This is a genomic window from bacterium (assembly GCA_016716565.1).
Taxonomy (GTDB): Bacteria; Bacteroidota; Ignavibacteria; order Ignavibacteriales; family Ignavibacteriaceae; genus IGN2.
The window spans coordinates 908,191-926,594 of the sequence record JADJWC010000001.1 but is presented as its reverse complement, the minus strand read 5'-3'; the positions used below and the strand labels follow the sequence as shown (position 1 = coordinate 926,594).

Sequence of the window (18,404 nt, the reverse complement as noted above, 5' to 3'; positions counted from 1 at the left end):
AAATTATTTACTTCCAACCGGTGTGTGCTTAATAGCAAATTCTCTCCCGGCTTTTAGTGCGTCTAAGTTAAGTTGAACTATCTTCTCACCTTTTCTTCCAAATATTTTTTTAATACCAATTTCGAGACTTTCGTATGGAAGATCAAGAAATGGAGATGATGCACCAAGCATTACAATGTTTGATGAACGAGGCGATTTAACCTGTCTGGCAATTTCATCAGCATTAATAGCAATATGATGTGGGAGTTTTTCGATTTCTGCAAGAAGATCTTTCATATCCGGATAATCGGGGATGTTTACAAACGGAGTTGTGTTTGTTACAAGCCATCCGTTTTCTGATAGCCACGGCAAATAGCGGAGTGATTCCATTGGTTCGACGGAAATTATTAAGTCTGCTCTGCCAAGCGGAATAAGATCGCTTGCAATTTCTTTTTCAGAAATTCTTAAATGTGACTGAACAGCTCCGCCTCTCTGACTCATTCCGTGAACTTCGGCTTGTTTTAGTAGAAGATGATTCTCCAAAGCAGCCATACCTATTGTAGCTGCAATTGAAAGTATTCCCTGTCCGCCAACTCCAGCAAGTATAATATCTGATTTCATTCTTTAACCTCCCCGGTTCTCACTTTACCCTCTTTCTTATTTTTAGCTACCGTTTGAACTATACACTCTCTTCTTGGAATGATAACCGATACTCCGTCATACAATAATTCTTCACGTAAAACTTTTACCATTTCTTCGTGATATTTTGGAAGCGGTGTTAATACTTTTACGTGATCGGGCTTGACTCCAAGTCCGATACAAATTTCCTCCAATCTTCCGGTAGCTGGTGATTGCTGACCACCTGTCATCGCCGTAGTTGAATTATCTGAAATGATAACAGTAACGGGAGTGTTTTCGAAAACACAATCAAGTAAAGCAGTCATTCCGCTGTGAGTAAATGTTGAGTCACCAATAACCGCAACAGCCGGACGAATACCAGCATCGGAAGCGCCTTTTGCCATTGTTATTGATGCGCCCATATCAACGCAGGAATTAATCGCATTCCAGGGAGGAAGTGCACCAAGTGTGTAGCAACCAATATCTGAAAAAACTTTCTGCTTACCGAACTCTCTCATTGTTTCATTAAGTGCGTTGTATATATCACGATGACTGCATCCCGAACAGAGTTCCGGTGGTCGGTTTGCTACAATTTTTGGAACTGCTATTCCTGTCTTCACTTCTTTTCCCAATGCTTTACCAACAATATCGGGGTTCAATTCACCATCACGTGGAATGGTACCATTAAGTCTTCCAATTATTTTAGAATTTATATTTAGAAATCCTCTCAACTGCTCTTCTACAAACGGATAACCATCTTCAAGCACAAGAACTTTTTCACAATCATCAACAATTTTTTCTACTTTGGTAAATGGTAACGGATATTGATTTATCTGAAGCACAGGATGCGGGCAGCTTTTCTCCTGATAATTTTCTTTCAAATAATTATATGCTATGCCGCAGGCGATAATACCGAGTGATTTATCTCTTCCCGGAATGTATGTGTTATAAACAGAATGTTCGGATTCCTGCTCAAGCATAGATTGGATTGAGAGCAAACCCTTATATCTTTTTCGTGCATTTGAAGGAAGAAGAACAAACTGAATGGGATCTTCAGGATAAGTAACAGGATTTTCCTTTTTCAGTTCTCTTCTTTCGATACCGGAACGTGAGTGTGAAAGTCTTGTGGTAATTCTTATCATCACAGGAATTTTAAATTTCTCCGAAAGTTCAAAACCTTCATAAGCCATATCATAAGCTTCCTGCTGGTTGGCAGGTTCGAGAATAGGTATCATTGCAAATTTTCCGAAGAACCGGGAGTCCTGTTCATTCTGTGAAGAATGCATTGATGGATCATCTGCAACCGTAATAATCAATCCTCCATTGACACCAGTAATTGCTGAATTTATAAATGCATCTGCAGCAACATTTAATCCGACATGCTTCATACATACCATTGCACGCTTACCGCCATAACTCATTCCGAGTGCGGCTTCCATTGCTGTTTTTTCATTAGCAGACCACTGTCTGTGAAGATTTCGCTCTATTGCTGTTTTATTGTGCTGACCATATTCTGTGATTTCTGTTGAAGGAGTTCCGGGGTATGCGTAAATACCAGACATACCTCCATCTATAGCGCCCTGAGCGATTGCTTCGGCACCGAGAAGAAGAAGTTTTTCCATAATTCCCTTTTATTATGCTATTTGCGAACTGGCTCCCTGAACGTGGGAAAGTAAATAATTTCTAGTTTAAAAATAAGAAAATTGCTACCCTGTCCCAACAACTTTTCGTCAATTGAAATGATCTTAATCAAACAGTTCGGGCTTACCTAACAGAATGTTTGTTAAATTGATTTTGAAATGCATTTAACTCCGGATTTCCGGGAGATTTTTCATTCAGCTCTAGGTAAAGTTTTTCAGCTTTTTCAGTTTGTCCAGCATCTAAATATAACTTTAATAGTTTGAACTGTGAACCTAAATAATTCGGAAAATATTTTTTCACTTTTTCAAATTGTTCAATTGCTCTTTTTTTATCACCGGTTTCCTGATATGAAGCAGCGGCATTTCTCATTAATATTGGATTGAATGGAGCTAACTCCAGGCCTGCAAGATTATTTTGTAAAGCTTCTGAATGTCTCGACAAATATGAATTTGCTATACCCCGATAGTAATCAACCGGCTGCTTTGCAGCATCGAAGGGATAAAAAACATCTGAAACTTCATCAAGTTTTTGGGACATTAACTGATACTGTCTTCTATCTTTTAAATAAATAGCCTGACTATAACCCAACTCTGATTTCAATTTGATATAAGAAATTATTCCGCCTACTATCAGTAGAATAAACAAGATCACTTTTAAGTATTTAGCATTGAGACGAAAAGTATTCTTTTCTGAAATTGCCGGAGCTGCTAATGCGATTCCACACACTACAGCCAGATGGAAAAAAGATGCAAATTTATATGTGGGGAAAGAAACAACGGAGAAACAGAAAATTATAATTACAACAAGTATCAGTGCAAAGTATTTTTCATTCTGCTTTATTTTTTTGAATAATGCTGCTAATACTGAAATGAAGATCAGCAAATAAATCACTGGAGCTAATAAACCGCTCTCGGCAAACATTTCAAGAAAATCATTATGAGCATGTATGTTATGAACGAGAAGCAGGCTTTTATCATCAAAATAATCGCCATAATACTTGGGATAATAACCGCTCCATTTATACAAACCATGACCAACCAGCGGTTTTTCCATTATCATCTTCACAGATGCATCCCAAAAATTAAGCCTCAGCATATTGCTTTTGAATTCCTGGTCAAAGAATGTTTCCGCAGTTGATTTGAGGTCTGGCCTTTCACCAACTTTTAAAGGAATGAATGAAAGTAATAAAGAAACCGATATCACAACCAATATGGGCTTTATCTTTTTCAAAATTTCTTTTTTCGGAGTCTTCAGGAAAATAAAAATGAAGTACACTATTATCACAAAGAATAAAATCAATATTCCGGCACGGCTACGTGTGAATAAAAGGAATGATACATTCAATATGGCTGCGATCAAAAGAACTTTTCGATTCTTCAAATTGATATATTCATTTGCTATCAGGAAAAAAGGCAATGCTGATGAAAGATATTCGCTGGCAAATCCTCTGTGCCCTAACAGTGAGCCCGGAGGCATAACTGCTGGAAGATCCATTAATTTAATCTGGAATGATTCCAGTAGACCGATTATGCTGAACAATGTTGAGAAGATTACTACTGAATATGAGACAATTTTAAAAAATTTATCTTCTCCAAGAATCAAAAACATGATTGTCGATTGAATTATTATTGCAAGAGGAATCAAAAGGTCACTGAATTTTAAAATCAACAGCGAAGCTGAATCATTAAAAAATGCGGTTAAAAATGAAAACGGGAACAATAAAATCAAAATTGTAAGATATTTATTAAGTATTACTCCCTTCTCAAATTTGCTTTTTAATATGTAAACAAAAAAGAGTAAGAGGGAAATAGAAAAGTAAAATACCCTTTGTACGACATCCATTTCATATGCAAGAACAGAATATGTAATAGGAGAGATAAATGTTAACCCGAATAATAAACCTAAGCCTTGATTTGTCTTTCTGTTTGTCATATGTTTATTTTTATCTTAGTAATGTATTTCATTGATTAAAAATTATTCTTCATCTGACGTGAGAACTATAAAATTAATTCTTTAATTTAATTAATAAATTATTTATCCCTCAATCATCGCCCTATAATTATATTGGAAACGGAATTAAAGTTACAGTCTTTAAGACGAGCTGTTTTGCGGACGCTGGCATACTATGATATTTTTTCATATCCGCTGACGGCTAATGAAATTTACTATAATCTTGGAGAAAATCACACTTGCCTTCAGGAAGTCGAATCTGTGCTGGGAAAACTTTCGGACGAAAAGATAATTTATCGTAAAGGACTCTTCTATCAATTAAATGATAATGAGGAATTTATCTCAAGACGGTATAAAGGAAATCAGCTTGCTGAAAAAAGATTACAGACCGCAAGAAGAGTTTCGGGTCTTATTTCCAGGTTTCCTTTCATCCGCGGGATTATGCTTTCAGGTTCGATTTCAAAGGGCTATATGGAAGAAGATTCAGACATAGACTATTTCGTTGTGACACATCCGAACAGAGTCTGGTTTACAAGATTAATGCTGATGTTATTCAAGAAGGTATTTTTATTCAACTCGAGGAAAAATTTCTGCATAAATTATTTTGTTGACAATGAAAATCTTGAAATCCACGAAAAGAATGTATTCACTGCTACAGAAGTTGTTACGCTTCTGCCAACGTTCGGGAAAGAATGCTACGAAAATTTTTATGAACAAAACCAATGGATCAAAGAATTCTTCCCAAACTTTCCGAAGAGAGATACATCGGAAGTTCTTGACCATAAAAATGGTGTAATAAAATCTATTTTTGAGAAGATGCTCGGGAAAAAGGTTGGCAATAAGCTCGATGATTTTGCAATGCACTTGTTTGAAAAATTTTATAAAATAAGATATAAGAATTATAATCAAGATGAATTTAAGCTTGCGTTTAAATCGTCTAAAAAAGAATCAAAACATCATCCGAAATTTTTCCAGAAGTTAGTGCTCACCGAGTTTGAGAATAAAATAAAATTTTTTGAGGACAAGTTGAATATCTCTAATTATTCAGAATGAAAAAAATCTTATTCACACATTCATATTTTTACCGCTTTGATCCTAAACAATGGGATGCAAAACAACCATATCCACCGTTAGGAACAATTTACGCTGCAGCAGTAATGCGCGAAGCAGGTTACAGTGTTTCTTTATTCGATACGGCTTTGATAGAGTCTCCGGAAAAACTATCATCTGTCATTGAAAAAGAGAAACCTGATTATCTTGTAATTTATGACGATGGCTTCAACTATTTGACAAAAATGTGCCTCACCAATATGCGCGAAGCAGCATTCCGAATGGCTGAAATTGCAAAGGTGAAAGGATTAAAGGTAGTTGCTTCAAGTTCGGACGCCGCTGATCATTATGAAAAATATCTTGCACACGGTGTTGATTTTGTAATTATTGGTGAAGGTGAGATCACTCTGAAAGAATTGCTAAATGCATTGGATGAAGGTGTGATTGATTTTAATGGAATAGATGGATTAAGCTTCAAGAAAAATGGAGAAATAATACGTACACCAACCAGACAAATTGTAAAAGATCTTGATTCGTTCCCAATGCCTGCATGGGATCTTGTCGATGTTGATTCATATAAAAAGATCTGGACTGAAAATCATGGATATTTTTCTTTGAATATCGCAACAACCCGCGGATGTCCTTTCAAATGCAACTGGTGTGCAAAACCAATTTACGGAAACAGGTATAATTCACGATCACCGCAAAAAGTTATTAATGAAATTGAATTTCTTAAAAAGAAGTATGATGTACACCATTTCTGGATGTGCGATGATATTTTCGGATTGAAACCCGGATGGGTCCAGGAGTTCAGAAACGAAGTTAAATCAAAAGGATTGAAGTTTAAATACAAAATCCAATCGAGAGTTGATTTGCTTTTGCAGGAAGATACTATTGCAGCACTCGCAGAATCAGGCGCACAAACTGTTTGGGTCGGCGCTGAATCGGGTTCACAAAAAATACTTGACGCAATGGATAAGGGAACAACTGTCGGACAAATCTATAAAGCAACAAGTTTGTTAAAGAAAAATAAAATTCGTCCTGCTTTCTTCCTTCAGTTCGGTTACCTTGGTGAAGAGAAAGAAGATATTGAAAAGACGATAAATATGGTTCTCGATCTTATGCCTGAAGAAATCGGAATTTCCGTTTCATATCCATTGCCCGGTACCAAGTTCTACGAAAAAGTAAAAGAACAGCTAAAAGAAAAAGCTAACTGGACTGATTCGGATGAACTTGCAATGATGTATAAAGCAACTTTCTCTCCTTTGTATTACAAAAAACTCCACAGGTATGTACATAAAGTGTACAGGCGAAAACAAAGCATAATCAACCTGAAAAATGTTTTATCAAATCCATTTTCAGTCGATAGGAAAAAAATCCGTTCTGCAGTATCCATTCTGTATTATGTTCCAGCTTCGTTGGCTGATTCAATCGCCCTCAGAAAGCTTGAAATCGCTAAATAATTTTTAGAATGAACTCTGACACTGCCCAGCTTGCCAATGTTAACAAAGCGTTTTCCCGGCAATCATCAAATTATGATGAATATGATAAATCAAATCCAACATTAACCTGGATGCGTAATCAGGTGATGAAACACGCACTTAAATTTCTCAGACCAAATGATAAAATACTGGAGCTGAACAGCGGGACAGGAATTGATGCTCAGTTCTTTGCTGAAAGAGGATTTTCTGTTCATTGCACCGATCTTTCAGATGGAATGGTTGAACAAATGAAGAATAAATTTTCATTAGGAAGATTCTCCGAAAAAATATCTGTTCAGCAATGTTCGTTTACTGAATTGGATAAAATCGGTGATCGGAAGTTTGATTTTATATTTTCAAACTTCGGAGGATTGAATTGTATCCCGGATTTAAAAGAGGTGACTAAGTTTTTTCCTTCACTATTAAATAAAAATGGAAGAGTTTGTTTGGTGATTCTACCGCCTGTTTGTCCCTGGGAAATTGTTCAGCTCTTTAGAGGAAAATTTGATATCGCATTCAGAAGATTCAAAAAAGAAGGTGTATTGGCAAGCGTCGAAGGAGTAAAATTTCGCACATATTATTTTTCTGCCCGTCAGGTGATGAAAGCACTTGGAATGAGTTTTAAATTATTGAAGCTGGAAAGTCTCGCACTTTTTACACCTATCCCGCAGATGGAAAAAATTCCGAAAAAATTTCCTCGATTCGCAACTGCATTGAATAAGATTGATGAAATGATTTCCGTAGTTCCTCCGTTCAACAGAATCGGCGATCATATCATTGTTACTACAGAATACATGGAGAACTAAATTGCAGGACTCTATTATAAATCTTTCCAAATATAACAGTGACGAAGGTGTTTACGTACTATCACCAATCAGCGACACATTTGAAGATGTTTATCTGAAAGTTCGTCAAAAAGAAAATCGGGTATATGCTGACGCTGAACTGATTTTATTGCCTTTTGCTTCAAGCTCAAATCCACATAAGAGTGAATGGGATTTAAGATCCAAATCATTTCAACGATTCAGGGAATATCTTAAAACTAAAAAGTCAGATCTGAATATTCTCGACCTAGGCTGTGGCAACGGTTGGTTTTGCGGACAACTTTCAAAATCATTCAATCAAAATTTTTATTGTGTTGATGTTAATTTAACTGAACTGATTCAGGGAAGAAGAGTATTTAATTCTGAGCACTTACGATTTATTTATGTAAATATTTTTGAGGCGAAACTTCCTGAAAAAGGTTTCGATATTATTTTAATAAATGCAGCCATCCAATACTTCCCTGATATATCGAAGTTGTTAAATAAACTTTTAACACTGCTAAAAGTAAATGGTGAATTACATATAATTGATTCACCGATCTATTCCGTCAATGAAGCTATTAAAGCAAAAGAAAGAACGCAGAATTATTATTCATCAATTGGGTTTCCTGAAATGTCAGACAAATATCATCATCACACATGGGAAGACATCCGGCAATTCAATTATAAAATATTGTATAATCCTTTGACATTGACGAACAAGATCAAAAAGATTTTTGTTAGAGATTCTCCTTTTCCCTGGATTAGAATAACAAGATGAGTTTGGCTAAACATATTCTTTTTCTTACTCCCGGTTTTTCCTCGGATGAAAATGATTTTAACTGTATTCCTCCGCTGCAGGAATTTTTAATCAGTTTTAAATCTGAATATCCTGAAGTAAAGATTTCGGTTATCGCATTTCAGTATCCGTATCGTAATAAAAAATATCTTTGGAATGGAGTAGAAGTTTATCCATTAAATGGTAGAAATTCTGCTCTCAAAAAATTATTTGTTTGGTTGAAAGCGTTAAGAATTGCGTGGAAAATTAATAAATTCTATGCGGTTGATGTTATTCACTCGCTCTGGCTTGGTGAATGTGCATTTACAGGAAATCGACTATCTAAAAAATTTCGCTGCCAACATATTTGCACATTGATGGGACAGGATGTTAAAAATTCAAACAGGTATTTGAATCAGTCAAAAAATAACAACATTAAAATTGTTGCTCTTTCTCAAAATCAATTTGATATGTTTTTCAACCTGACTAAAAAAAAGCCGGATGAAATAATTCACTGGGGAATTGATGATCAGAATTTCGAAGCTGCTAATCGTGATATTGATCTGCTTGCGGTCGGCTCTCTTATCTCATTAAAGAATTATTCATTGTATCTAAATGCAATTGCAAAGGTTAAAACCTCTTATAGAAATATTAAGTGCAAATTGGTCGGAAGCGGACCTGAATCAAAATCACTAAAAAAACTTGCTGATCAACTGGGTATAAACGAGAATATTGATTTCACCGGATTATTAAGTCGACAGGAAATTTTTAAGCTTATGCAGCGAAGCAAGATATTTGTTCATCCTTCCAGTTTTGAAGGTTCGGGATATGTATTTGCTGAAGCATTGGTAAATGGAATGAACATATTATCGTTCAACATCGGTTATGCGCAGAGAAATCCGAAGTGGTTTATTGCAAAAGATGAAGATGACTTTGTTAATACTCTAGAAAAGTTATTATCATCTCAATTAGATTTTCAACCGACTAATCTTTTAAACTTGCCGATACAGTTGAACAGTATGCAAAAATTTATGGAATAAACTGAAATTTGTATATTAAAAGCACCGATGAAGAAAGTTATATTATTTAATCCCAGAAGCGCTAATTCTAAATACAGAATACCCAATTCTATTCTGCAGGTTGGAGCTTCAATAAATGGCAAATACGATTTCGTTTTTGTTGACGGAAATCTGGAAAAAGATCCGTGGGCTAAAATAAAAAGCTACCTTTCAACAGGTAACTTTAAATTTTTCGGATGCACTGTAATGCCTGGGTTGCAGCCGAAACAGGCAATTCCGTTCACAAAAAAAATCAGAGAAGAATTTCCTGAAATAATAAACATCTGGGGAGGTTACTTCCCTGCTAACCAGTACAAGGTCGTGCTCAATTCTGGTTTTGTTGATTATGTTATCAATGGTCCCGGCGATGAAGCTTTCCCACAATTACTTGATTCAATTTTAAATAATGACGATCCAGCTTTCATTAAAAATCTCATCTTCAAAAGAAATAGCGAGTTTGTTAAAACTCCAAAAGCTGATTTATTCGATCAGGATACTCTTCCACAATTGCCTTACGAAAAACTGAACAGTTTTTATCCGCTTGAAAGATATCTTGGGAAAACTTTTTTGGGTACGAAGACGGCTGCGTATCACTCGAGTATGGGATGTCCGTTTACTTGTTCATTCTGTGCAGTAGTACCAATTTACGAAGCTAGATGGAAAGGAAAATCTGCACCTCTTATTTACAAGGATGTCAAATATCTAAAAGACACATTCGGTGCAAATGCAATTGAGTTTCACGACAATAATTTCTTCGTTTCAGAAAAAAGAACGGTTGAGTTTTCAAAATTAATAAAGGATGAAAATATGATCTGGTGGGGTGAAGGAAGAATTGACACAATCAACAAATACAGTGATGAATCTCTTGCGATGATGAGAGAAGCTGGCTGCCGGATGATTTTCTTCGGTGCCGAAACCGGAAACGATGCAATCCTCAAACAGATGGATAAAGGTGGAACGCAATCCGGTGAACAGATAAAGGCGTTTGCCGCAAGAATGAGAAAGTTCGATATAATTCCGGAGTATTCATTTGTTCTCGGTTTGCCCGCAGAAACTCCTGAAAAAGTTATGCAGCAAATTGATGAGGACATTCAGTTCATCAAAACAATTAAAGAAATAAATCCTGATACCGAAATTATTATTTATGTTTACAGTCCAGTTCCAACCGAAGGATCCGAGCTTTACAATGAAGTTCAGAAATCGGGATTTAAATTTCCTGAGAGACTTGAAGATTGGCTTGATCCAAAATGGGCAAATTTTGATTTGCGAAAAAATCCTCTCACACCATGGCTGACTCCTGAAATGGTGAACAAGATTTTGAATTTCGAAACTGTAATTAATGCTCAGTATCCTACTGTCTCAGATTATAAATTGACTTCAATCCAGAAAAAAACGATGCGGTTTCTTTCTTCACTAAGATATAAGAAAGACTTCTACAATTATCCATACGAAATTAAAGCCTTGCAAAAATATTGGCTTAAATACCGCAGACCAGAAGTCGAAGGATTCTATACAGAATGAAGACCGAGAAAAAGAAAAGTGTTTTTAAAAAAGCTGCATTCACAATATTACATCCGCTTTCAAAAAAGTATCTATCAAAAGAAAGAACTTATAAGTATAAGAATATCAGCATTGTTGTATTTCCGGGAGTATTTCATCCGGGGTTATTTTTCAGTACAAAAATTTTATTAAAGTATATTGAAAAAATTGAATTAAACGAGAAATATGTCCTTGAACTTGGTGCGGGAACCGGATTACTTTCCATCTATGCATCGAAGAAAGGTGCATTCGTAACATCTTCAGATATAAGCTTAACTGCAGTTTACAACACAGAAAAAAATTCCAAGATGAATGATGCTGGATTAGAAGTTGTGCACTCTGATCTTTTTGATGAAATACCTCAGAGAAGATATGATTATATCATCATAAATCCTCCCTATTACAAAAAATCTCCGGCAAGTGAGAAAGAATTTGCGTGGTTCGGAGGAGATGATTTTCAATATTTCAGAAAATTATTCTCTCAGCTTGGCAATTTTATTTATGAAAACACGAATGTAATTATGGTTCTTTCGGATGATACTGATCTTGATATGATAAAAAGTATCGCACAGAACTCTTCCTTCAAAATGAACGAAATACATCACAAAAAAATGTGGGGAGAAAATCATTTCATATTTAGTGTAATAGGCTCGCAGAATTTTTAACAGAAATTCTCTTTAATTGTTCGGCGATTTTAAGTTCCACTCACTTTATTCTTTGAACTGTAGGAAAGCAATAAGCAAAGAATTAACAAACCGATTGCGCCATACAATTTCGGATAAGCAAGTATCGCTGTAATCCCTTGAGTTATTTTTGAAGAAGTATATGGCAGTTTCAAAGCGATGAGTGTGTAAGAAATAAAAAATAAAATCCACAAAAATCCCGTTGGTTTCTTTCTAATCAATTCAATAGAAATAATAATCGGAATGAGTAATAGTACGAAATGATAATCAATTGAGGCAGGATTTAATATTGTCCCGGCTATAATAAAAGAAGCAAATGTCAAATCTTGCAAATTTGATTTCAAGGCAAAAAAACCAGCAATGATCAATATTATCAAAGTGAAAATTATTGTCAGTAAAGTAGCCAGAACCGGTATATCAGCGATAGGATAAAGATTCCAGTTTTCATCAAACATAAACAGGTGATGGAAGAAACTGTAAATTGTCTGATACGCGGTGACAGCCAAAGTTGGATTTGATGAATGACCAATTACTCGATCGCTATAAGTCAACCAGCTTTCTATTCCGACAAAAGGTATCGTAATTAAAAATGTACCCACGATTGTGAGCATTATCCAGATCAGACTTTTCCATTTTTTTTGAACTGCAAGCAGTACCCAGAGAAGCACTCCGGCAGTTTTAAGCATGAAAAGAAGACCAAGTAATATTCCAAGCCATTTCTGATTATCAGATTTGTAAGCAAACCACACGAATACCATCAGAAAAAAAATTAAAATATAAACCTGCGCAAATGAGAAATTTTCATACAACGGTTGAAAAATCAGAATTATTATCAAAATAAGCGGAAGCCAGTGATTATTAAGTTTTAATTTCTTTACTATTAATACTACAGTAAAAATCAGCAGCAGAAAATTTATTGTGATCCAGATAATTCCTCGCAATATTATATTCGAATATTGATACCGGTAATGTGATAAAAACTGTTGTGGGCAAGTTCACAAGATAAATCTCATAAACTCCGGGAACATATTCTGCAACTTTTGAGCTGAACCAGTCATCATTATAAAAATTGCTGATGTTCTCTCCGCCCAGAAATAGTCTGGAAGCTGTATAGTATGCAGCAAATCCGTGCGTCGATTTGGTTGAGCTTGACAAGATGTGATAAATCAATAAAAAGAAAAGCAGCGAAGTGATTACCCAGAGAATATGATTTCCATACTTGGATATACTCTTCACAATTCTATCTTTGAAAGAGGACATTAAAGCTTAGCGAGTGGTGAAAGATTCAAATAGCAAACACACTTTCTGCAAATTGGGTCTGTACCCATATCAAGATTTTTTCTGAATGAGATTGACTCTTCCGAGTTTATTATATCTTTTAATGAATTTTTTCTGATGTCACCAACAACCTTGTGAAAAAAACAAGGCCGTACACTTCCGTCTGCTTCAATTACCGCAGATACCCAGGGCGCATTACAGCTTATTTTAGGAAAATCACTTAAGCTGTGATAGGCAGCATAGTAGTGATAAAATCTTCTGATCTTATCTGGCGATTCAGCTATGAATTTGATTTCAAAATCTTTTGAATGAGTTTTTATAAGAGATTCAATTATTTCATTAAACTTTTTCAAATCGTCTTTAGATAATTTTATTTCTCCTATCTTTTCTTCACCCCACAAGTCTGCACGGTTGAAAGCATCTGTAGTTACATCAGCAGTTAAAAAGCTGATTTGATCCAATCCGATTTCTTTTGCAGCATCAATAATGTTCGGGAAATCTTCATAGTTTGATTTTTGGATTACGCTTCTTCCTGTTACTCTGAAATCTTTTTTCAGTCTTTTAAGTTCCTGTACACCCTCTTTCAGTTTATCAAATGCGTTTGGGATGTTTCTAATCTTATCGTGAACTTCCTTTGAGCCATCCAGTGAAACAATCACTTCATCAACATTTGAAATAATTTCAGTTGCATATTTTTTCAAAAGCAGACCAGTTGATAAAAGCACAATCTTAACTTTCGCGGATTTTATTATTTCACAAAGCCTGAAAAAATTTGGATGCATTAATGCTTCACCTCCGGACATCACAACTTCCTTTGTGTTGAACTGCTTTATCGAATCCATAATCCCTCGAACATCAGATTCTTCCAATTGCTTTACATTATTATTCCCCTTCCAAATATCACACATAACACAGCGGCAATTGCATCGGCTGTGAGGCATCAGTATTAAAATCGGCAATGAATAAATCCTGTCCGATTTTAAAGTTAGATATCTTCTGAATATGTCCGGTGATAGATTCAATTTCATAAACAATAAAAAGCTTGACTTCTGAATACCAATTTAATGGTCACGATTAACTTATAAAAACATTTTTCTACAGCATTAACTGGAGGAATTTTTAACATAGATAAAATAACAATTCAATTTACTATATTTCGCCTGAGTGAATTAATGACGATGCCTTTTTCTCCAATGAAGCTACTTAACGTAATATTGCTCTCGATCTCTTTCTTCGTTTCTGCATTTTCCCAAACGTATGAATATTTTTTTAGTCAGCTTACTGATGCTGAGGGACTTTCGCAAAGTACGATTTTTTCGATGATACAGGATAGATACGGATATTTGTGGCTCGGTACAATCGACGGTTTAAATCGATATGACGGATATGAGTTCAAGGTCTATTCAAACGATCCTTCAGATCTAAATTCCATCTCTGATAATTTTATTTCATCCCTTTATGAAGACAGCGACGGATACATTTGGGTTGGTACGGTAAATGGTTATTTAAACCGCTTTGACAGGAAGTCTGAAAAATTCAAAAGATATTATATAAATGATTTCTTCTCATCTGATGTAAAATACAAAGACGACTATTATGAATATCCATTAGCATTTTCACGTAACCAGAATAATTCGATTACATCAATCGCTGAAGATTCCAATGGTGATCTATGGATTGGAACGTGGGGAAATGGATTAATTATTTTCGATAGAAAAAATAGTAATTCCGTTCACATTTTTAATGACGTAAATAATGATTATAGTCTTAGTTCAAACAGAATTACTGACATTCTGATTGAAAAAAACAATTCGATCTGGGTAGCAACGTTTGGTGGTGGATTAAATAAGCTATTTACTGGTTCATCAAAGATCAATAGCGAAGGGAAAGAAGCAGCATATAAATTTCTTCATTACAATACTAGTTCAATTAATAATTCTTCTATAAGTGACAATAAAATTACTTGCTTGCATGAGGGCAGAACCGGAAATATTTGGATTGGCACTTTTGATGGCGGGCTAAACAAGCTCGATGCAGCTAATAAAATGTCTGAGCCTGATAAAGCCAGATTTTTACAGTACACCAAGAGTAGATCATCACAATACAGCATTTCGGCAAATACTGTAATGGCAATTCAGCAGGATTCAGATGGATATTTGTGGATCGGAACTTTCGGGGGAGGAATAAACAGGTTTGATACAAAAAATAACATATTTGTAAACTTTAAAAGAATCTCTACCCGCCAGAATCCATTTATGGATGAAGAAATTTTATCATTATTTATTGATAGATCAGGTGTGTTGTGGGCAGGTTCGCATTTAGGTGAAGGTGTAACTAAAATTCAAAAATTTGATGTAAAGTTTGAAACGATAAATAGAAACTCACCCGGAAACCTACGATTAAATGACGATGTTGTTTGGGCATTGTTCAAGGACAGTAGTGAGAATCTTTGGATTGGTACATACAGAGGTGGTGCAAATCTGTTGAACTTTTCAAAACAGCAAAGTACTATTTACAGTAAACACGCAGACGGAATTCATAAAATCAGTGATAATCACATTAGATCATTTGCTGAAGATAAATCAGGAAATATCTGGATCGGGACTTACAGCGGAGGACTAAACAGAATTAACCATTCTACCAAGCGAATCGATATTTTTAAAAACGAACCTGGAAATCAGAATTCCCTCTCAGCAAACCAGGTACTGGACATTTATGTGGAATCAGAAAAAGTAATCTGGGTTGCAACATTTGGTGGAGGACTTAATAAACTTACTTTCTCAGATAATTCTTCCGGAAAACCAGATTTTAAAGCTTACAGTTATGATCCCAATGATAAAAATTCAATTTCAGAAAATCGTGTATACACAATTTTACGGGACAGCAAAAATAATTTCTGGATTGGTACTTATGGCGGAGGATTAAACAAATTTGATAATGCGTCTGAAATCTTCAGACTATTTACAAGTGAACCGAATAATCAAACACTCAAAGTCAACGAAAAAATTCTTTCAATATTTGAGTCTCCCAATGGCATAATATGGATTGGAACATCAGGCAGCGGGTTAGTCAAATACGACCCAACCGTAGAATCCTTTAAAACTTTTTCAACCACAGAAGGATTAACAAGTACAGTAATTTATGGAATACTGGAGGATAATCAGCAGAATTTATGGCTCAGTACGGATGATGGTATTTTTCTATTTAACACATCTTCTGAAAAGTTTACCCAGTTCAAAATTGAAGATGGTGTCCAAAGCCTGGAATTCAGCGGAGGTGCTTACTTTAAGGATTCGGATGGATTTATGTATTTCGGCGGTATAAATGGATTTAATTATTTTCATCCGGACAGCATCACAATCAGCAATTACGAACCATCAATCGTTATCACCAAAATTAAAGTGATGGATGTTGAAGTTAAAGGTGAACCTGAGGAGTTGATACTATCATACGATCAGAATTTTATTTCCATAGAATTTTCTGCACTCGATTTTTATTCTCCTAAGAGAAATAAATACAGCTATTTTCTTGAAGGATTTCAGAAGTCCTGGATATCAACTGACGGTTCAAACAGAACTGCTATATACACTAATCTTCCTGCCGGCGAATTTACTTTTATGGTTAAAGGAACTAATGCAGATGGTATATGGAACGAAGATGTAGCTTCAATAAAAATTATAATCAACCCGCCATTTTATCAAACCTGGTGGTTTGTTACTCTTATAATAATGGCTGTTGCTTTTTTGATTTACTACCTTGGGACTATCCGAATTAAAAGCCAACTGGAGATAGAAAGATTGAAACTTAAAATTGCGTCTGATCTTCACGATAATATCGGTGCCGGGTTAACGGAGATTTCAATACTAAGTGAAGTTGCTGAAAGGAACGAAAATAATTCTGGGAACCTGGTTAAACAGGATTTACAAAAAATCAGCAACACCGCACGTCAGCTAGTTGATTCAATGAGTGATATTGTTTGGGTAGTGAATCCTCAGAGAGATTCACTTTACGATCTGATTCTTAAATTAAAGGACTCATATAACGAATTCTTTAGTTCCATTGGCATTTCATTTCATGTTAATAACGTTGAGAAAAGCGATGATATAAAGCTGCCAATGGAATACAAACAAAATCTACTTTTGTTGTTTAAAGAAGCAATAAACAATGCTATAAAACATAGCGGCTGCAAAAAAATTACCTTGGAAGCTTTCTATGAAAATGACACAATTAAAATAACTCTAAAAGATGATGGGCAGGGATTTGATTTAAATGATATTAACTTTGGTAATGGAATAAAAAATATGGAAGAAAGGGCAAAAAAAATAAATGGCACTCTTAATTGGGAATCAAGCAACAATTCCGGGACACTAGTGAGCTTCAATGGAAAACTCGGAAAAATAAATCGTATTAAATCAATATTTGGCTGAATAAATTAAGCTGTGAATGATAAACGTAGCAATTGTTGAAGATAATGATACAATAAGAGAAGGATTAGCTGTACTAATTAACGGCACCAACGGTTACAAGTGTGTCGGCTCTTTCAGAGATTGTGAAAGCTTTCTTCTTAAACTCAACACGCTTGATGCTAATGTTGTTCTGATGGATATTGCTTTACCGGGTATTAGTGGAATTGAAGGAATTAAAGAATCAAAAAAAATAAAACCTGATATCGATATTCTTATGCTGACAATTTATGAGGACAGCGAAAAAGTTTTTGATGCACTTTGTGCCGGAGCCTGTGGTTATTTAGTAAAAAAAACACCACCAATAAAGCTTCTTGAAGCAATAAAAGAAGTTTACGAAGGTGGTTCTCCAATGAGTAGCCAGATTGCCCGGCAGGTTATTACGGCGTTCAAGGAGTCAAAAGATATAAAAGATGAAAACCAGGAATTTGAACTAAGTGCGCGGGAAAAGGAAGTAATAAATCTTCTGGCTGGAGGAAATAATTATCAGCAAATAGCTGAACAATTGTTTATAAGCGTTGATACTGTCCGGCATCATATTAAAAACATCTACAAAAAACTTCACGTCCACAATCAATCCGAAGCTGTTGCAAAGGCTATCCGCAGGAAAATTATCTGAATTAACCTGACCTACATAGATATGTAGGTAAATTCTCTTCCACATTTCAACAATTGAAATAATTACATAATTGTGTAATTGTTTGGCTGCATTTTTCTGATAGTTTTAAACCAGAGATTAAGAATACTCATTTATAGTATCCATAAAATTCTTTAAAGGGCTTAAAGAATAACTCAATAGAAAGGGTGCGCAAAATGGAAGCATTAAACACAAAAAAAGAGCTGACCAATCCCATTGCAGATTTAATCAGCGATGAAATATACGATCTGCTTGTGTCGAGAGGTTTAATAAACGAACGGGCTGTCCGTGATTATATCATCAGGAAAAAATTTAAACAGCTTCGTGCTCAGAAGCTAAGAACCGGCGATGCAATTGATTCACTTCGGGAAGAATATCCATATCTGCAATTTGATACTATAAGAAAAATAGTTCACAATCCGCCGAAAAGTTTTGCTAACTAGATA

16 protein-coding genes are annotated in these 18,404 nt (G+C 35.2%); 10 read left to right on the top strand and 6 right to left on the bottom strand.

What is annotated here, in order from left to right:
* Positions 1-3 precede the first annotated feature (3 nt).
* From IPM14_03970 to IPM14_03960, 3 genes are all read right to left on the bottom strand, one after another.
* Entirely contained in the window at positions 4-600 is a 597-nt protein-coding gene (locus tag IPM14_03970) for an indolepyruvate oxidoreductase subunit beta (GenBank protein ID MBK9097276.1), read from the bottom strand.
* Positions 597-2,219 carry an indolepyruvate ferredoxin oxidoreductase gene (locus IPM14_03965; GenBank protein ID MBK9097275.1) on the bottom strand — a complete coding sequence of 541 codons (1,623 nt, stop codon included), beginning with the start codon at positions 2,217-2,219 and terminating at the stop codon, positions 597-599. The genes IPM14_03970 and IPM14_03965 overlap by 4 nt, the downstream gene beginning before the upstream one ends.
* A 142-nt stretch (positions 2,220-2,361) precedes the next feature.
* Positions 2,362-4,170, bottom strand: a complete 1,809-nt coding sequence (locus IPM14_03960; protein MBK9097274.1) for an O-antigen ligase C-terminal domain-containing protein — start codon at positions 4,168-4,170, stop codon at positions 2,362-2,364.
* Positions 4,171-4,344: 174 nt separating this feature from the next.
* Here IPM14_03960 and IPM14_03955 point away from each other — a divergent pair, with 174 nt between their 5' ends.
* Genes IPM14_03955 through IPM14_03925 form a run of 7 tightly spaced genes read left to right on the top strand, consistent with a single transcriptional unit; the run spans position 4,345 to position 11,562 of the window.
* A complete protein-coding gene (locus IPM14_03955) occupies positions 4,345-5,241 on the top strand; it encodes a hypothetical protein (GenBank protein MBK9097273.1) in 897 nt (298 codons plus the stop codon).
* Entirely contained in the window at positions 5,238-6,701 is a 1,464-nt protein-coding gene (locus tag IPM14_03950; protein ID MBK9097272.1) for a B12-binding domain-containing radical SAM protein, read from the top strand. Before IPM14_03955 ends, IPM14_03950 begins: the two co-directional genes overlap by 4 nt.
* An 8-nt stretch (positions 6,702-6,709) precedes the next feature.
* On the top strand, positions 6,710-7,525 hold the full coding sequence (locus IPM14_03945; GenBank protein ID MBK9097271.1) for a class I SAM-dependent methyltransferase: 816 nt from the start codon (positions 6,710-6,712) through the stop codon (positions 7,523-7,525).
* 1 nt (position 7,526) lies between these two features.
* Entirely contained in the window at positions 7,527-8,303 is a 777-nt protein-coding gene (locus IPM14_03940) for a class I SAM-dependent methyltransferase (GenBank protein MBK9097270.1), read from the top strand.
* Entirely contained in the window at positions 8,300-9,340 is a 1,041-nt protein-coding gene (locus IPM14_03935) for a glycosyltransferase (protein MBK9097269.1), read from the top strand. The genes IPM14_03940 and IPM14_03935 overlap by 4 nt, the downstream gene beginning before the upstream one ends.
* Before the next feature lie 27 nt (positions 9,341-9,367).
* Positions 9,368-10,879, top strand: a complete 1,512-nt coding sequence (locus tag IPM14_03930; protein MBK9097268.1) for a B12-binding domain-containing radical SAM protein — start codon at positions 9,368-9,370, stop codon at positions 10,877-10,879.
* Complete coding sequence (locus tag IPM14_03925; GenBank protein ID MBK9097267.1) at positions 10,876-11,562, top strand: methyltransferase; 687 nt, start codon at positions 10,876-10,878, stop codon at positions 11,560-11,562. The genes IPM14_03930 and IPM14_03925 overlap by 4 nt, the downstream gene beginning before the upstream one ends.
* A 29-nt stretch (positions 11,563-11,591) precedes the next feature.
* On the opposite strand, the gene IPM14_03920 is transcribed toward IPM14_03925, so the two are convergent.
* The 3 genes from IPM14_03920 to IPM14_03910 are packed head-to-tail and all read right to left on the bottom strand — an operon-like array spanning position 11,592 to position 13,766.
* Positions 11,592-12,521: a DUF2029 domain-containing protein gene (locus IPM14_03920; GenBank protein ID MBK9097266.1), complete on the bottom strand. Its 930-nt coding sequence runs from the start codon at positions 12,519-12,521 to the stop codon at positions 11,592-11,594.
* Positions 12,439-12,840 (bottom strand): hypothetical protein, encoded by a 402-nt coding sequence (locus IPM14_03915; protein MBK9097265.1) that lies wholly within the window; start codon positions 12,838-12,840, stop codon positions 12,439-12,441. The genes IPM14_03920 and IPM14_03915 overlap by 83 nt, the downstream gene beginning before the upstream one ends.
* Positions 12,840-13,766: a radical SAM protein gene (locus IPM14_03910; protein ID MBK9097264.1), complete on the bottom strand. Its 927-nt coding sequence runs from the start codon at positions 13,764-13,766 to the stop codon at positions 12,840-12,842. The genes IPM14_03915 and IPM14_03910 overlap by 1 nt, the downstream gene beginning before the upstream one ends.
* 285 nt (positions 13,767-14,051) lie before the next feature.
* On the opposite strand from IPM14_03910, the gene IPM14_03905 reads away from it, so the two are divergent.
* The 3 genes from IPM14_03905 to IPM14_03895 all read left to right on the top strand — a co-directional run bounded on the left by IPM14_03905 (position 14,052) and on the right by IPM14_03895 (position 18,401).
* Positions 14,052-17,285, top strand: coding sequence for a hypothetical protein (locus IPM14_03905; protein ID MBK9097263.1), 3,234 nt, complete (start codon positions 14,052-14,054; stop codon positions 17,283-17,285).
* 16 nt (positions 17,286-17,301) lie between these two features.
* A complete protein-coding gene (locus IPM14_03900; protein ID MBK9097262.1) occupies positions 17,302-17,940 on the top strand; it encodes a response regulator transcription factor in 639 nt (212 codons plus the stop codon).
* 194 nt (positions 17,941-18,134) lie between these two features.
* Positions 18,135-18,401 (top strand): hypothetical protein, encoded by a 267-nt coding sequence (locus IPM14_03895; GenBank protein ID MBK9097261.1) that lies wholly within the window; start codon positions 18,135-18,137, stop codon positions 18,399-18,401.
* The last annotated feature ends 3 nt before the right edge of the window (positions 18,402-18,404 follow it).

Excerpts from the sequence above, each read along its gene's own strand:
- IPM14_03950 (MBK9097272.1), top strand. The coding sequence starts at position 5,238 with ATGAAAAAAATCTTATTCACACATTCATATTTTTACCGCTTTGATCCT.
- IPM14_03945 (MBK9097271.1), top strand. The coding sequence starts at position 6,710 with ATGAACTCTGACACTGCCCAGCTTGCCAATGTTAACAAAGCGTTTTCC.
- IPM14_03965 (MBK9097275.1), bottom strand. The coding sequence starts at position 2,219 with ATGGAAAAACTTCTTCTTCTCGGTGCCGAAGCAATCGCTCAGGGCGCT.
- IPM14_03900 (MBK9097262.1), top strand. The coding sequence starts at position 17,302 with ATGATAAACGTAGCAATTGTTGAAGATAATGATACAATAAGAGAAGGA.
- IPM14_03935 (MBK9097269.1), top strand. The coding sequence starts at position 8,300 with ATGAGTTTGGCTAAACATATTCTTTTTCTTACTCCCGGTTTTTCCTCG.
- IPM14_03930 (MBK9097268.1), top strand. The coding sequence starts at position 9,368 with ATGAAGAAAGTTATATTATTTAATCCCAGAAGCGCTAATTCTAAATAC.
- IPM14_03910 (MBK9097264.1), bottom strand. The coding sequence starts at position 13,766 with ATGTGTGATATTTGGAAGGGGAATAATAATGTAAAGCAATTGGAAGAA.
- IPM14_03895 (MBK9097261.1), top strand. The coding sequence starts at position 18,135 with ATGGAAGCATTAAACACAAAAAAAGAGCTGACCAATCCCATTGCAGAT.
- IPM14_03915 (MBK9097265.1), bottom strand. The coding sequence starts at position 12,840 with ATGTCCTCTTTCAAAGATAGAATTGTGAAGAGTATATCCAAGTATGGA.
- IPM14_03925 (MBK9097267.1), top strand. The coding sequence starts at position 10,876 with ATGAAGACCGAGAAAAAGAAAAGTGTTTTTAAAAAAGCTGCATTCACA.
- IPM14_03960 (MBK9097274.1), bottom strand. The coding sequence starts at position 4,170 with ATGACAAACAGAAAGACAAATCAAGGCTTAGGTTTATTATTCGGGTTA.
- IPM14_03905 (MBK9097263.1), top strand. The coding sequence starts at position 14,052 with ATGAAGCTACTTAACGTAATATTGCTCTCGATCTCTTTCTTCGTTTCT.
- IPM14_03970 (MBK9097276.1), bottom strand. The coding sequence starts at position 600 with ATGAAATCAGATATTATACTTGCTGGAGTTGGCGGACAGGGAATACTT.